At 40.3% G+C, this 14,724-nt stretch carries 14 protein-coding genes; 5 read left to right on the top strand and 9 right to left on the bottom strand.

Annotated elements, in window-relative coordinates:
• Nucleotide 1: 1 nt before the first annotated feature.
• The 8 genes from nrdB to AK825_RS07825 all read right to left on the bottom strand — a co-directional run bounded on the left by nrdB (nucleotide 2) and on the right by AK825_RS07825 (nucleotide 7,358).
• Complete coding sequence (gene nrdB, locus AK825_RS07860) at nucleotides 2-1,135, bottom strand: class Ia ribonucleoside-diphosphate reductase subunit beta (protein ID WP_068036050.1); 1,134 nt, start codon at nucleotides 1,133-1,135, stop codon at nucleotides 2-4.
• Between the two features lie 112 nt (nucleotides 1,136-1,247).
• On the bottom strand, nucleotides 1,248-1,628 hold the full coding sequence (locus tag AK825_RS07855) for a hypothetical protein (RefSeq protein ID WP_068039194.1): 381 nt from the start codon (nucleotides 1,626-1,628) through the stop codon (nucleotides 1,248-1,250).
• Nucleotides 1,629-1,666: 38 nt separating this feature from the next.
• Nucleotides 1,667-1,954, bottom strand: coding sequence for a type II toxin-antitoxin system mRNA interferase toxin, RelE/StbE family (locus AK825_RS07850; RefSeq protein ID WP_068036048.1), 288 nt, complete (start codon nucleotides 1,952-1,954; stop codon nucleotides 1,667-1,669).
• Nucleotides 1,944-2,195, bottom strand: a complete 252-nt coding sequence (locus AK825_RS07845; protein ID WP_068036045.1) for a type II toxin-antitoxin system Phd/YefM family antitoxin — start codon at nucleotides 2,193-2,195, stop codon at nucleotides 1,944-1,946. Before AK825_RS07845 ends, AK825_RS07850 begins: the two co-directional genes overlap by 11 nt.
• Before the next feature lie 733 nt (nucleotides 2,196-2,928).
• Nucleotides 2,929-3,279, bottom strand: a complete 351-nt coding sequence (locus AK825_RS07840) for a hypothetical protein (RefSeq protein WP_068036043.1) — start codon at nucleotides 3,277-3,279, stop codon at nucleotides 2,929-2,931.
• A 241-nt stretch (nucleotides 3,280-3,520) separates the two neighbouring features.
• The gene (locus AK825_RS07835) at nucleotides 3,521-4,078 is read right to left on the bottom strand and encodes a hypothetical protein (RefSeq protein WP_068036041.1); all 558 of its coding nucleotides are present in this window, start codon (nucleotides 4,076-4,078) and stop codon (nucleotides 3,521-3,523) included.
• Between the two features lie 106 nt (nucleotides 4,079-4,184).
• Nucleotides 4,185-6,461 carry a class 1a ribonucleoside-diphosphate reductase subunit alpha gene (nrdA, locus tag AK825_RS07830; protein ID WP_068036039.1) on the bottom strand — a complete coding sequence of 759 codons (2,277 nt, stop codon included), beginning with the start codon at nucleotides 6,459-6,461 and terminating at the stop codon, nucleotides 4,185-4,187.
• 516 nt (nucleotides 6,462-6,977) lie between these two features.
• Nucleotides 6,978-7,358, bottom strand: coding sequence for a DUF493 domain-containing protein (locus tag AK825_RS07825; protein ID WP_082787206.1), 381 nt, complete (start codon nucleotides 7,356-7,358; stop codon nucleotides 6,978-6,980).
• 477 nt (nucleotides 7,359-7,835) lie between these two features.
• Between AK825_RS07825 and AK825_RS07820 the strand changes: the two genes are divergently transcribed.
• Nucleotides 7,836-8,762, top strand: a complete 927-nt coding sequence (locus AK825_RS07820; RefSeq protein ID WP_068036037.1) for a bestrophin family ion channel — start codon at nucleotides 7,836-7,838, stop codon at nucleotides 8,760-8,762.
• A gap of 114 nt (nucleotides 8,763-8,876) precedes the next feature.
• Nucleotides 8,877-9,710, top strand: a complete 834-nt coding sequence (locus tag AK825_RS07815) for a hypothetical protein (RefSeq protein ID WP_068036035.1) — start codon at nucleotides 8,877-8,879, stop codon at nucleotides 9,708-9,710.
• A gap of 90 nt (nucleotides 9,711-9,800) precedes the next feature.
• On the opposite strand, the gene ampC is transcribed toward AK825_RS07815, so the two are convergent.
• Entirely contained in the window at nucleotides 9,801-10,976 is a 1,176-nt protein-coding gene (ampC, locus tag AK825_RS07810; protein WP_068036033.1) for a class C beta-lactamase, read from the bottom strand.
• Between the two features lie 411 nt (nucleotides 10,977-11,387).
• Here ampC and AK825_RS07805 point away from each other — a divergent pair, with 411 nt between their 5' ends.
• The 3 genes from AK825_RS07805 to AK825_RS07795 are packed head-to-tail and all read left to right on the top strand — an operon-like array spanning nucleotide 11,388 to nucleotide 14,462.
• Entirely contained in the window at nucleotides 11,388-13,148 is a 1,761-nt protein-coding gene (locus tag AK825_RS07805; RefSeq protein ID WP_068036032.1) for a potassium transporter TrkG, read from the top strand.
• Nucleotides 13,149-13,196: 48 nt separating this feature from the next.
• Nucleotides 13,197-13,898 carry a TrkA family potassium uptake protein gene (locus AK825_RS07800; protein ID WP_068036030.1) on the top strand — a complete coding sequence of 234 codons (702 nt, stop codon included), beginning with the start codon at nucleotides 13,197-13,199 and terminating at the stop codon, nucleotides 13,896-13,898.
• 18 nt (nucleotides 13,899-13,916) lie between these two features.
• Nucleotides 13,917-14,462 (top strand): DUF3124 domain-containing protein, encoded by a 546-nt coding sequence (locus tag AK825_RS07795; RefSeq protein ID WP_068036028.1) that lies wholly within the window; start codon nucleotides 13,917-13,919, stop codon nucleotides 14,460-14,462.
• Nucleotides 14,463-14,724: the final 262 nt, after the last annotated feature.

The following is a 14,724-nucleotide window of genomic DNA, read 5'->3' as shown; positions in this document are numbered from 1 at the left end:
TTTAAAGCTCAAAGTCATCAAAATCACTATTTGATAAATCTGAGTCAATCTGACCTACCAAGTAAGAACTGATTTCCGTCTCTTGTGGGGCGACTTGGACGTTATCAGACGATAGCCATGTATTAATCCACGGAATCGGATTTGACTTAGAGTTCGGGAACGCTGATGGCAAGCCGACTGCTTCCATCCGCAAGTTAGTAATGTATTCAATATACTGGCAAAGTATGTCTTTGTTCAGACCAATCATCGAGCCATCTTTAAACAGATAGCTAGCCCATTCTTTTTCTTGCTCTGCCGCTTTGACGAAAATCTCAATGCTTGCCTCATAGCACTCATGGGCAATCTCGACCATCTCTGGATCGTCTTTGCCGTTACGCATAAGATTGAGCATATGCTGCGTACCAGTTAAATGCAGCGCCTCATCACGGGCGATAAGCTTAATAATCTTCGCATTACCTTCCATCAATTTACGCTCAGCAAACGCAAACGAGCACGCAAACGACACATAAAAGCGAATAGCTTCTAAAACGTTGACCGCCATAATGCACAGATACATCTGCTTTTTGAGTGACTTTAAATCGACGGTGACTTCTTTACCGTTGATATTGTGCGTACCCGGACCATACAAGCTATAGAGCTGCGAATTGCGGTACAAGTCGTCATAGTATTTGGCGATGTCAGACGCACGCTCTAAAATGTGCTCGTTTTGCATAATGTCGTCAAAGATAACGCCTGGATCGTTGACGATATTACGAATGATATGAGTATAGCTGCGTGAGTGAATAGTTTCTGAAAACGACCAAGTCTCAATCCAAGTTTCCAGCTCTGGAATCGATACTAATGGCAATAGCACCACGTTTGGGCTACGACCTTGAATCGAGTCGAGTAGGGTCTGGTATTTGAGGTTACTCAAAAATATATGCTGCTCATGCGAGGACAAATTACCAAAGTCCATGCGATCTTTTGATACATCAACTTCTTCTGGACGCCAAAAGAACGATAGCTGCTTTTCAATCAGCTGCTCAAAGATGGGATGCTTTTGTTGGTCGTAGCGGGCAATGTTGACCGGCTGACCAAAGAACATCGGCTCTTTTAGGGCATTGTTTGGCGTTTGAGAAAAAATCGAATAAGTCATGGGACTGCCTTTATAGGTTATACGGTTGTTAATCTAAAGTTTGAAATACTTCTTTCAAAAATACGGCTTTAAAAGTATTAGCAAAAATGCGTTTTCTGTTATCAGTTCTATATTAAAGATTCTCTAAAGATATCTGTGTCGGTACTTGTCCATCATTCATATAAGCTTTAAATATCTCACTGAGCTCGCTATCATCTAATCCTTCTAGTTCATCGCCAGCACTCTTGCGCAGCGTATCCAAATCAATGTCTTCTGGTATTCTTTGTACTTCTTTCTTAACTGGCCTCGACGCTGGTTTTTTTGGTGCTTTTGCCACATTTTTTTTGGCAACTGTTACCTTTGAGGTTTCGCTGCCATTTAACTGCTGACGTACATCTTCGATATCTACTGTTACTTGTACGATGTGCGAGCCACCATCGTTTCCATTGTTTAAGTCGGAAAATACGTTAGGGATAAACAAACCACCGTCTTTGATGATTGCGGTATATTGCACGTCTATGACCTCCGTCATTTTTATTCTGTATGTTTCAATTATGGTTGGCGCGACACAAGGCTTCCATATACCTTATTGTTTTCTCTTTTGCCTACGGCTAGCACATAAACTACCACTACATCATCTTTGACGGTATAAACCAGACGATAGCCTATGGTGCGTAGTTTGATTTTATAGGCGTCTGTATGTCCTGAGAGTTTTGAAGCAGGAATACGAGGGTTTAATAAGCGCTGCTGTAATTTTTTCTTAAACTGCTGCTGAATACTGGGCGCTAACTTTTTCCATTCTTTTAATGCTAAAGGATGAAACTCAAGATTATAAGTCATCCAACGTTACCTTTACAGGTACTTGCCCGTCATTCATTCGTGCGTCAACGGTTTGGCTTAATGCCATATCGTCCATCGCTTCCATCATGCGCTCATACATATCTGTTGAAACTAAGTAAGCCACAGGTTTGTTATGATTTAAAATAGCAATGGATTCACCGTCCGACCGTTTAATCAGTGCCGAAGGGTTGGTCTTTAGTTCTGAGATACTGGCTGTCTGTGTCGCAAATATCGGTTGCATAATTTAATCTCCACTAATATTAAGCTCTAAATATAGGGCTAATTTTAGCACGAAAATTAGGTCTTATTCGTTGTTGCATTAAATTTAAATATTTTGGGTAGCCAATCCCGCCTACCGCTTGTATCTGCAACGCCATCGTCGTTAGCGGGATACCGCTACGGAATTTGCGAAAATGCAAATTCCCTTGCACTCGGACGAAGCAGTGCTTCGTTATTTCCTCGCTCAGGGGCTAAAAATCTTGTTAGGGTAGAGCTGATCTTTCTTACTAATATTGCTATTTATGATTATTTCGTAGGGTGCTTTTTAAGCGCCGTTAAACTTAACTTTCAAACTATTGGTGCGTGGAACGCACCCTACATCACGAGCCAACATAATCTATAAAGTTGGCTATGTTTTTGCGTAGGCTGGGTTTTTAACCCAGCATCTTGCTTTTGCAAAGTTACAATGCTGGGTTAAAAACCCAGCCTACAAAACTCGCTACGATCTAAAGGTAGATTGGTGTCGAGGAACGAGACCCAATGAATTATTCAATTAAAACGTTGGTGTCACAGGCTCCACCCAGCCTACAACAACTGCTACGATCTAAAGGTAGGTTGGTGTCGAAGGATGAGACCTGAAAGCCGTGAAAATGAAGCACTGATTCATTAGGCTCGTAAGGGAAATTCTTTAAATAGGATTTTCTGTTATCGATTAAAACGTTGGATGTCGCAAGTTTCACCCAACCTACGCTAGCCTATGCTTTTTCATTCTCAATCTTCTGTCTATCTGCAATCTCTTTAATTGCTTTATCAGTTGAGAACAGTTCTTTATTTTCTTCATCGAATATAACGGCAGCACAAATAGTATTGTAGTTTTCAGTATTTTCCACACCTTCAAAAGCTTTTATTTTATTAGGAATTTTATAATTTGTATATTCACAGTATAAAAAGTATATTTCTTTTAAATCTTCGAAATCTTTTCCATCAGAAAGAGTATCGTTATTTTTATGAAGTTTTTTTATTATATCGTAATAATATTTTTGAGCTTCCCCTTGAGTTGAAAAGGTAAAGTTTCTATTTTTCAAAGTTAATGTTTTAGCGACCATTTTAGACCTCAAGTAATTAGATGATACATACAATATAGTCAATCATAAGCTACAAATTTTGTCATAGACTATGGCTTTAGCCCAGCAACAGATTTGTAAATGATCCCATACTGGGTTAGGAGCTTTATCTACAACATCTTAAAAATAGGTTGGTATCGAATGATAAGAACCAACAAATAATTCAATTAAAACGTTGGGTGTCGCAAGCTTCACCCAACCTACGTTCGCTTACAGTAATTGGCTAAATAGATTCATTAAGATATAAGTTTATTAAAGATTTACTTTGCAATCCTGAGTTACTGTTACCTAAATCTTTTCTCATTGCTTTATATACCTCATCAATATTAGACAATGTATTCGAGCTTTCATTGTCACTTGATTGGCTTCGAAATTTAGACCATGCCTTTATAACCTCTGGAGATGCCCATAGAGTAAAGTTTTTAGAAAGTTTTATGAAGTAATTTTCAAGCTCTTGTTGGCTCACAGATTCCCTATCCTCCCTAGTCTGTGAAAATACATAATCTATAGTAAAATCAATAAACTCTGAATACATCTTGGTTTTAAACTCACGATGAGCTTCTTCAATTTCTCGATTTTTACTGATTGTTTGTCCAACTACAACTGTTAAAACTGTTGCTATAATCGTGCCTGCAGTGGCAATTAAAGCAGCAACTACAGTAACATCAACCTGCTTAAAAATATCGATAATAAACTTTATTATGTAGACTGTAGCTATGATTATAAAAACAAATATCAGTAGACCAAGAATCATAAAGATTAAACTCTGAATTTTCTTCATAGAAATATACTTTAGTTATAAAGTTAAGTTTAATTAAATATGTTTCAGTATCAATTATGAACAGCGGGATTAGCTCCAAAAGACAAACCCGCCATCCCTTAATAATTTAAATCTTACACGCCCCGCCAGCACAATCATCTTCCATATCCGCTTGGGCATCGTTCGCACCATCACGCGTGTTATGGTAGTACAACGTCTTCACACCCATCTTATACGCGTTTAGCAGATCTTTTAGCAATATCTTCATCGGTACACGGCCACCTGCATAACGAACTGGATCGTAGTTGGTATTGGCAGAGATACTTTGATCGACGAACTTCTGCATAACAGCCACCAGCTTTAGGTAACCGTCATTGTTTGGCATTTGCCATAGCAGCTCGTACTGATGTCTCAGCGTACCGATATCAGGAACAACTTGCTTTAAGATGCCATCTTTTGAGGCTTTGATAGAGACCAGACCGCGTGGTGGCTCGATACCGTTAGTCGCGTTGGCAATCTGACTAGAAGTCTCAGACGGCATCAAAGCGGTTAGGGTAGAGTTGCGCAGACCGTGAGTGGTAATCTCAGTGCGTAGCGTTTCCCAATCTAGGTGTAGCGGCTCTTGGCAGATTTTATCCAAGTCTTTTTTATAGGTATCAATCGGCAAGATACCTTGCGAGTAGGTAGTCTCGTTAAAGGCAGGGCACGCGCCTTGCTCTTTGGCCAATTTGTTTGACGCTTTTAAGAGATAGAACTGTAGCGCTTCAAAGGTTTGATGGGTCAGGCCTAAGGCGCTGTCGTCTGAATAGCGTACGCCATTCTTGGCAAGGTAATAAGCATAGTTAATCACGCCCACACCTAGCGTACGACGGCGCATACTGCCATTTTGCGCAGCTTTGACTGGATAGTCTTGATAATCGAGTAGGGCATCAAGCGCACGGACAATGAGCTCAGCCGGTTCTTCGATATCGCTGACGTTTTCAACTTTACCCAAGTTAACTGCTGATAGCGTACAAAGGGCGATTTCGCCTTCTTCGTCATTAATGTTATCAAGTGGCTTAGTCGGTAGGGCGATTTCCATGCATAGGTTTGACTGACGAATCGGAGCGACCGTCGGATCAAACGGGCTATGAGTGTTGCAATGGTCGACGTTTTGGATATAGATACGACCCGTGCTAGCGCGCTCTTGCATCATCAAGCTAAACAAATCTGCCGCTGGGATTTGGCGGCTACGAATGCTGGGGTCATTCTCGTACTTGGTGTATAGCTCTTCGAACTTGTCTTGATCTTCAAAGAAGGCATCGTACAGGCCAGGGGTATCACCTGGAGAGAATAGCGAGATGTCTTGACCTTTGATGAGGCGGGTATACATCGTTTTGTTTAACTGTACGCCGTAATCCATATGACGGACACGGTTGTCTTCGACGCCGCGGTTATTTTTGAGTACCAATAACGACTCAACTTCTAGATGCCATATTGGGTAAAATAATGTCGCAGCACCACCACGCACGCCACCTTGTGAGCAGCATTTCACCGCCGTTTGGAACAATTTGTAGAATGGGATACAACCCGTATGCTGCGCTTCGCCGCCACGGATAGGGCTACCAAGTGCACGAATACGACCAGCATTGATGCCGATACCAGCACGCTGTGATACATAACGTACGATGGCGCTGGTGGTAGCATTAATAGAATCTAGGCTATCACCACATTCGATCAAGACGCATGAGCTAAACTGGCGCGATGGCGTACGCACACCAGACATGATTGGCGTTGGTAGAGAGATTTTGAATTGTGAAGTCGCATCATAGAAGCGTTTAACGTAGTCGAGACGCTCTGATTTATCATAACGGCTAAATAGACACATACCGACGAGCATATATAAGAACTGCGGGCTCTCGTAAACCGTCTTGGTGACGCGATCTTGCACGAGGTATTTACCAGCCATCTGCTCAACGGCAGCATAAGCCAAGTTCATATCGCGCCAGTGATCCATATATTCTTCTAACTCATCAAACTCAGCACGGCTATAATCGGCTAGGATATGCTCGTCATATTTGCCGGCATTGGTCAGGGTAGTTACATGATCAAATAGGTGCGGCGGGGTAAATCTGTTGTAAGCGATTTTGCGTAGGTGGAAGATAGCCAAACGCGCGGCTAAATATTGATAGTCAGGAGTATCTTCAGAGATAAGGTCAGCAGCAGACTTGATGATAGTTTCGTGAATGTCACGAGTTTTGATACCTTCATAGAACTGAATGTGCGACTTTAGCTCAACTTGTGATACAGACACATTATCTAAATCATGAGCTGCCCACGCGATAACCTTGTGAATTTTATCTAAATCAATAGGCTCTAAACGTCCGTCGCGTTTGGTCACTTGAATCTTATCGATATGTGTCATGTTACCCTCTATTATTAATTGCTGATATTTACTTTGCGTAGATTAAATCTGACAAAGTTTTTTTATTACGTTATAACAAGGTGTTACGGTCGCTGAAGTTTTTTAGGCAAAAGCTTACCGTAGCTCATAGTGATGAATAAAGTCACTGAGCACTAGATATAGCGTGTTTAGTAGTAAGTAGGCACAATATAGCGGGAAAATTTTGAAAATACTATATTGATTTTAGAGTGAAACTATGTTGCTGTGAGGTTGTAGTGTGTCCAAAATTTAGCAAAGGACGATGGGATAAGGGTTAGACGCGATTGACTCAAATAATAAAATTTTTTGTAAAAAAGCGCTTGCCATTCTATTTTTATTACTCGACAAACTAACAACTAATAATAGGGGTAATCAAGACAATAACAGCGGTGCTGATTGTACCTGAGACCACAAAAAATCGCCACCCATATGAGTGACGATTTCGGTATTAAAACGTTAAAGTCGTGTCTTGACTTTAATTATCTATAGCGTGCAAGTTTATACCACCATGCGTACGGTTTTGGCTTCGTCTAGTGACGCATAAAGCGTGTTTACTTGCTCAGCCGCCGTTAGGTATAGGTTGACTCTTGCCGAATGAAAGCGACCCGTTTTAGAAGGTTTGACTTGTATCGAGGCCAAATCAAAATCAGGGAACTGACTGCCCAAGATAAGCTTCACTTCATTGAGTAAGTTCTCATGTTCGCCTTCATGACCAATAATGCTCAAAGGATAGTTCATTGGGAATTCCCAAAGCTCTGGATTTTGAATATCGGTTTTTTTGCCTTTTAAGATGCCATCATTGGCGACTAGCTCAGTGACTTTGACATCTTTTTTGGGCGCTTGGTTTTGATTACTGGTGTCTTTTGGGTCATCAGTCATGATGGTATCCTTATTTTTTATGAAAATATTGGTTTTAATATTGGTTTCCGCAAAATCAAAAAAGCTGAGACTCGCTCAGTTCTTTGGTTGATGTAATTTTTGGATTAGTACATTTGTTATGTGCGGTAGCTGTATTCACTATTTATAGTGGCATTTGGATATTATTCAAGTGCTGGGAGGGCTAGGGTAATACATTATTAATGTAGCAGAAGTGTTGGCGTTTACGCGCGCGCTGTTCTATCAATTTTTTTGAGGAGATAGGAATAGTCAAACAGGTAGTCAATGATTTGTCGCTATTTTTTACAATGTTGAGCAGTTGGACTACTTTTAATGGATGCGATTAATAAACATTTATTTAAGAGCTTTTAATCAATTATTACCTATACTATGATGCCAATGTATAGTTTGCAACTCTGTACTCGAAACACAGCCTATAATTAATACTGCGCTTACAGACCATCTCGCTAGGAAGCTAACATGATTGTCCGGCAAACACCCAATGCCCTCAAGATATTCTTTACCCTTCGCGGCTCAATCATCCCGAAGATCTATCCGCAGATTTTGCTAGTCACCTTGCTTAGTACACTCATAACGATTGTTCAGCACGAGTTTCCTTTGTCATTCCCATCTTATAGTACGGCTCCTTTTACCTTGCTTGGGATCGCCTTATCGCTGTTTCTTGGCTTTCGTAACAATGCAAGCTATCAGCGTTGGTGGGAAGCTCGCGGTTTATGGGGTCAGCTAGTTTATGATGCCCGCAGCCTAACTCGCCAACTGCTTTCTTTTATAGACGAAGAAGTTGAGACTGGACGAGACACCCAGCGTTCTATGATTTACCTGACTATTGCTTTTACTCATGCTGTACGCCACCGGCTTCGTGGTACTTCGCCTTGGGAGGATGTCGAGCGTTTCGTCGAACCAATACATCATGCCAGCATGCGCCAGACGCAGAACTTGCCCGATTATCTGATGCGCCTGATGGGTAAAAAACTCGGAGACAGTCGGCGTCAGTGCTTATCATCGGAGCAGATGATACAAAACATGGACGAGCGTCTGACTTCTATGACGATTGTCTTGGCCGCCTGTGAGCGTATTCATAACACGCCGCTGCCATTTGCTTATATGCTCTTAGTACATCGTACTACCTACCTGTATTGCTTTATGTTGCCTTTTGGCTTGGTATCCTCACTAGGCTGGGCGACCCCTTTAATTTGTGCGGTAATTGCCTATACTTTTTTCGGTCTAGATGTCCTTAGTGAAGAGTTGGAAGAGCCTTTTGGCTTGGCTGCCAATCAATTGCCACTGACTGCTTTGTCACGCACTATCGAAATCAACTTACTAGAAGCACTGGGAGAGACCGATCTTCCGCCTGATATCGCTCCCAAAAACGGTTATCTAGAATAGATAGGTATTCGACATTTTAAATACTGTGCTGTCAAAAGCTTATTACAATAGTTAAGTTGAACTTCTGATAGAGTAGAGATTATGTATCAACAGACTCATATTAGGAGAGTAGCGATGTCAAATTTTCATCAAAAGTCACCTTTTTTAATGACCAAATTCATATTACTCTTTACTGTTATTGTCGGTAGTATGCAACTGATAACTGGCTGTGACTCACAGAGTTTATCATCCGGTAACCATAGTGCTTCTAATAATGTAAATTCACAAACTAGTGATACAGATAAAAATATAATTGAGACAAATAGTACATCGCCTAAAGATATAACCCCGACAAATGCTTCAATGGTAAGCCTATCAGGTTATCAGAAGTTAAGCTTCGGGCAAGTTATTACTCCTAAACTGTTAAGTGATTTAGGACTTACGAGAGAGGATGGCGATAACGAACAATGCTATTACGTCAGTAATGAAAAACTAAATTATGTGGATGAAGAGTACGGTAAACGTGCCTCTGTGCTATATCAGATTATAGATGACAAGGTTGCAGTGATCACTATTCAGGATCCAGCCATGCCACTTTATACAAGTATTAACGTCGGTGATTCAGTGGAAGAAGTTATGCAAGTGCACAATGATAACATTGCTTACGAAGTTGATAAATATGCGGTTGATGGCGACTACTATAACCTGATTGCTAATGTGAATTTTGAAGTAATAAAAGAAAATGAACCAGGAGAGTGGTTAAAAGACGAAGACGTTAAGCTTAATGATAAAGGGCACAAGCTGCCTATACAGATTGAATATCATATCAAGGGCGGTCAAAAGCTTAATGACTATCAAATTAAGGCGACTGAATGGACAGCAGACAATAAAAACCTATTAAAAGGTCAGGTAGAGAGTATTGATATTGGTATACCAGAAGCGATTTATCTGGTCGAAGGCTGCTCTTAAAAGTTAGATGTAAAAGAACCCAGCATTTAGCTGGGTTCTCAATAATTTATAAAGCTATTTGCATAAGGTTGCTTTGTGACTCATGCTCAATCAATGAGTCATCGAACTTTCTAAAATCTTATATGCTGCTTTGACTCTATCTGTATTTGGATAGTTTTTATTTGCCAAAATGACAATACCTGATTTTTTAGCAGGAATATAAGCGATATAGCCGCCAAACCCATTGGTAGCACCTGTCTTATTAACCCATACGTTGTTTAAAACAGGCGTTGGATGATTGTCGGTTGTAATGGTTTGAGGCTTTAGCACTACATCCATTGAATTGCCCTCAAGCAAGGTATCCAGCTTAGTAGGGTAAGGATACATCTCCCATCCTAAACCTTGGGTAAAAGTGCTCGCCTGATAGTAACCCTTTCTATTGTTGTCTAACGCTTGCTGGATATCTTTATCCAGCGGCACCAGCCCCATATTCGCAGCCATGAAATGCGTCATATCTGAAATGGTGGATTTAATACCATAGGCTTCGGCGTCTAACATGCCAGGATTAACTCTTATCGGCTCTCCAGCAGCATTATAACCAAACGCATAATCCGCCATTTTGTCGTTAGGAACATTGACAAAGGTATTTGGCATATTGAGTGACGGCAGTGTTTTTTCTTCCATCAGCTGTGTGTAATCAGAGTCCATACTCAGTGCTGATATATAACCAAACAGTCCTATACTGGCATTGGAATATAGACGCTTTGAGTTTACAGGAAAGACAGGCTGCCAAGACTTATAATAACGCAGTAACCCCTTATTGTTTTCAACCTCATCAGGAACTTGTAGGGGTAGACCACCAGTCGAATAGGTGGCTAAGTTTATAAGCCTAGTATTGCCAATGGCGCTGTTTTTTAGGTAAGGAATATATTTGTCAGCCGTATCTTCTAATGCCAGTGTGCCATTCAATTCAGAGTAACTGGCTAAGGTAGCTGCAAAGGTCTTACTGATAGATCCTAGCTCAAAAATGGTGTTTTCTGACACAGGTTTGCCAGCTTTTTTATCAGCCAAACCATAATAATAAAAATGTGATTTGCCATCAATAATAACGCCGAAAGCCATCCCTGGAATATTATGCTCCTTCATTAGTAATTTGGCTTGCTTATCAATAGTAATCTTTAGACGATCATTACTGTCTGCTGCTTGTACTGTTGCAGATATCAATGATGCTGCAATTAAAGCGGTAAGTCTCACTTGATTTAAAATGGTTTGAACTGATTTTTTCATTGTGCAATTACTCGTCCAGTCTGGTAGATATAGTAGGTATTAAACATGCTAGATTTAATAGCCAGTAAGATTACTATTTTTTGCAGTTTATCTCATAGCAAATACTCTTGTACATTTTTTATAAGTTTTTAACTTTAATATCTATTTTGATTGTTGCTATGGTGATTTGCCTATTTAGTCGTTAAATCTGACCACCATTGTCATACATAGGCACACACAGCAAGCCAAAAAAACTCATCTATTTCATTTGATATCGAATATATGACAAACCCCTATAAATAAAGGCAAACTTTATTTATAGGGGTTTGTCATAGAAATTATAGCTAGTTACGATTATTAAAAACCAATCTTAGTTAATAATAGAAAAAAGGAGTATAAATATACTATTTACTCCTCGTCTGGAATTAGGCTATGCACCCAGCCCTACCATATCGCTTATTAAATAATTTTGCCGTCATTATCAGTGTTATTGGAATAGGATTTGCATTGGTCGATAGTGGATTTACCCTATCATCTTGGCTACAACATATTTTTCATCTTTTTTACTTAATTATCATTTTACTCGGATTCGTCGCAACGGTTTGGCGCTATGTACGCGCAAAGACGCGCCTCTCTGTAAATAAAGTAGCGATTTTTGACTTACTAGCCAGTGTGGCTATTTTTGTTTTACTGGCGGTACATTTCACTGAATTAGCTCGCTCAGGGCTATCGATGCCAGTTGATGGATTTATTGCGATTAAGATTGCCGTGTTTGTCACTTTCATTCGTGAAATATCCGACAATAACTTTAATCTGAATCGTGCCTTTTTAAACCCTGGTCAATTTTTCATCTTAAGTTTTTTATCAGTGGTATTGGTTGGATCGTTACTATTGATGATGCCTAACGCTACCACTGAGCCTATATCCTTTGTTGATGCCTTATTTACTGCTACCAGCGCAGTCTGCGTCACAGGGCTGATTGTGGTAGATACGGCAACGCGTTTTACTACTTTTGGGCAAGTGATTATTATAGGGCTGATTCAAATTGGCGGCTTGGGAATCTTGACCTTTGTGACTTACTTCAGCTACTTTTTTAAAGGTGGCGTCAGTTATGAGACCCAACTCAGTATCAGTGAGATGAACTTTTCACGGCGTTTAGGCGACATGGTGTCAACCTTAAAGTCTATTCTATATATCACCTTTGGCATTGAAGCACTCGCTGCTATGCTAATTTATATCAGTATTTATGATTTACCTGGTATGAACTTCTCTGAACGGATGTTTTTTTCTGTTTTTCATGCCATCTCTGCTTTCTGTAATGCTGGATTCTCAACATTCAGTGCTGGCTTATATGATGAGTCGCTACGCTTTAACTATTCTTTACAGCTGATCATTAGTACCACCTTCTTATTTGGTGGTATGGGGTTTTTGATTGTTGCCAATTTACTGCGTTATCTACGTCACCGTACCCAAAGGGCGCTCCATGCTCATGATCCGCGTTATGGTTATCAGCCATGGCTGCTCAGTATTAATAGTCGTATTACGTTGATTACTTCTGGTGCCTTATTACTGATCGGGCTGATTGGAGTGTTGATGTTTGAATACAATGGCATACTTGCTGAGCATAGCAGTGTTTACGGCAAGGTCATTACGGGGTTATTTACGGCAGCGACTCCGCGTACGGCAGGATTTAATATTGCTGATATGGATGCGCTGGCATTCCCGACCATTATGCTGACCATTTTTTTGATGTGGATTGGAGCCTCGCCAAACTCAACGGGCGGTGGTATCAAGACCAGCACCTTTGCTATTGCAGTCTTAAATACCTTGAGCTTAGCGCGCGGTCAGACCAAAGTTGAAGTATTCCAACGTGAGATTGCTGACATCTCTATTCGTCGTGCATTTTCAATTATGTGGTTGTCATTATTGGTCATTGGACTGGGCGTGACGCTCATTAGTTATGAGCAGCCCGAGCTTGATTTGATTAAAGTCGTTTTTGAATGTTTTTCGGCATATAGCACTGTAGGTCTCAGCTTAAACCTAACCGCTGATTTATCAACCTTCAGCAAGCTTGTGGTCTCAGTGATTATGTTTGTTGGGCGCGTCGGCATGTTAACTATTTTTGTTGCACTACTTAAAAACAGGCATCAACGTAACTATCGTTATCCAACCGAAGAGATTACTATTAACTAATCATGCCCCATTGCTGTATTTACGATGGCATAAATGACAAGGAGTATCATGAAATATATCATTGCAGGTTTAGGAAGTTTTGGCTCCTCGCTCGGTATGGCGCTGACCAGCCAAGGTCATGAGGTCATTGCTATCGATAGCAGCATGCAAAAGGTTGAAGCTTATAAGGAGGTTATCACCCATACCATCTGCATGGATGCAACCGATGAGTATACGGTCAACGGTCTACCGATTATGGATACTGATATTGTCGTGGTGGCAATTGGTGAAGACCAAGGGGCAAATGTGATGGCGACGGCACTGTTTAAAACCTTGAAAGCCAAGCATTTAATCAGTCGCAGTATCAATCCGCTCCACGAAAAAGTCCTCCAAGCGATTGGGGTTGATGATATTTTTCATCCCGAAAAAGAATCAGCGATGCGCTGGGCAAAACGGCTATCGCTACGTTATTTCGTCGACTCGTTTAGCTTAACGGATCACTTTAGTATCGTTGAGATTAGTATCCCAGATATTTTAATTGGAAAAACGATTGCGGCTTTACAAATGGAACATAAATTTAATCTTAAACTGCTGAGCACCATGCGCTATGAGCACTATGAAGACAGCTTTGGTCGTCACCAAAGTAAACCTAGTATCGAAGGTCTAGCAACGCCCGAGCAGATATTACAGAATGATGATGTGCTGGTGGTCTACGGGGCGAACAAACATATCCATCAGTTTTTACGTAGTGTTGGGGTTAAGGTACACTAATCGATAGAAGGTAACGTTATGAATAAATGTCGCATATCCGTCCTATGTATTACTGGCTTGCTACTGTTGAGCGGCTGTGATGCGTCTAAACAAGACCCAAATGTCATGTTTTCAGAAGAACATCAAGATCCTATTAAAGAGCTTGAGAACGGCTCAAAAAAAGTTGATCACAGCAAGTTTGGCTATAAACAAACCTTTTATGTACCGATTTATTCAGACATTTATACCGATAGAGACAATCGTAAGGTTTTACTGTCAGCGACCTTGAGCGTGCGCAACACAACCTTAAAGAACTCACTATATATTAATAAAATAGATTATTACGGGACACATGGCGAGCTTGTTAAATCATACTTAACAGAAACCATTGAGCTACCAGCCATGGCAACCTTGAACTATATTATCGAAAGAGAAGAAGATAAAGGCGGTTCGGGCGCTAACTTCATAATTGAAGTTGAAGGTGTAGATGAGACCGTGAGACCAGTCATTGAGGCAGTTATGATTGGTAACTTCAGTAATAAAAGCTTTGCTTTTAGTACAGAAGGTACACCGGTTGTGCACTGATAAAAAATCATTTTGTATTAAATGTATATTGTTCTTTATCATATATAGCAAAATACAAAATACAAAATACAAAATACAAAATACAAAATACAAAATACAAAATCACATTCTCAGTGCAAATCCTTTTTATTTAAAGTATGCCCTAAGATAACCATTCTATTAAATGAGTAAATGCATCGAAAGCGATTGAGACACTAATCTCTTAATCTATTTACCATAATCACTCGAATACGTTCGATGCGCTATACAAACATTGAACTGC

The sequence above is a fragment of the Psychrobacter sp. P11G5 genome (assembly GCF_001593305.1).
In the GTDB taxonomy this organism is placed as follows: Bacteria; Pseudomonadota; Gammaproteobacteria; order Pseudomonadales; family Moraxellaceae; genus Psychrobacter.
Note: the sequence above shows the minus strand (reverse complement) of the source record. Positions and strands in the feature narration are given on the sequence as shown.

Coding starts and splice junctions, on each gene's coding strand:
- AK825_RS07845 (WP_068036045.1), bottom strand. CDS start 2,195: ATGCAACCGATATTTGCGACACAGACAGCCAGTATCTCAGAACTAAAG.
- AK825_RS07825 (WP_082787206.1), bottom strand. CDS start 7,358: ATGACTGATGACCCAAAAGACACCAGTAATCAAAACCAAGCGCCCAAA.
- AK825_RS07795 (WP_068036028.1), top strand. CDS start 13,917: ATGAATAAATGTCGCATATCCGTCCTATGTATTACTGGCTTGCTACTG.
- AK825_RS07840 (WP_068036043.1), bottom strand. CDS start 3,279: ATGGTCGCTAAAACATTAACTTTGAAAAATAGAAACTTTACCTTTTCA.
- AK825_RS07805 (WP_068036032.1), top strand. CDS start 11,388: ATGCACCCAGCCCTACCATATCGCTTATTAAATAATTTTGCCGTCATT.
- nrdB (WP_068036050.1), bottom strand. CDS start 1,135: ATGACTTATTCGATTTTTTCTCAAACGCCAAACAATGCCCTAAAAGAG.
- ampC (WP_068036033.1), bottom strand. CDS start 10,976: ATGAAAAAATCAGTTCAAACCATTTTAAATCAAGTGAGACTTACCGCT.
- nrdA (WP_068036039.1), bottom strand. CDS start 6,461: ATGACACATATCGATAAGATTCAAGTGACCAAACGCGACGGACGTTTA.
- AK825_RS07820 (WP_068036037.1), top strand. CDS start 7,836: ATGATTGTCCGGCAAACACCCAATGCCCTCAAGATATTCTTTACCCTT.
- AK825_RS07835 (WP_068036041.1), bottom strand. CDS start 4,078: ATGAAGAAAATTCAGAGTTTAATCTTTATGATTCTTGGTCTACTGATA.
- AK825_RS07815 (WP_068036035.1), top strand. CDS start 8,877: ATGTCAAATTTTCATCAAAAGTCACCTTTTTTAATGACCAAATTCATA.
- AK825_RS07850 (WP_068036048.1), bottom strand. CDS start 1,954: ATGACTTATAATCTTGAGTTTCATCCTTTAGCATTAAAAGAATGGAAA.
- AK825_RS07800 (WP_068036030.1), top strand. CDS start 13,197: ATGAAATATATCATTGCAGGTTTAGGAAGTTTTGGCTCCTCGCTCGGT.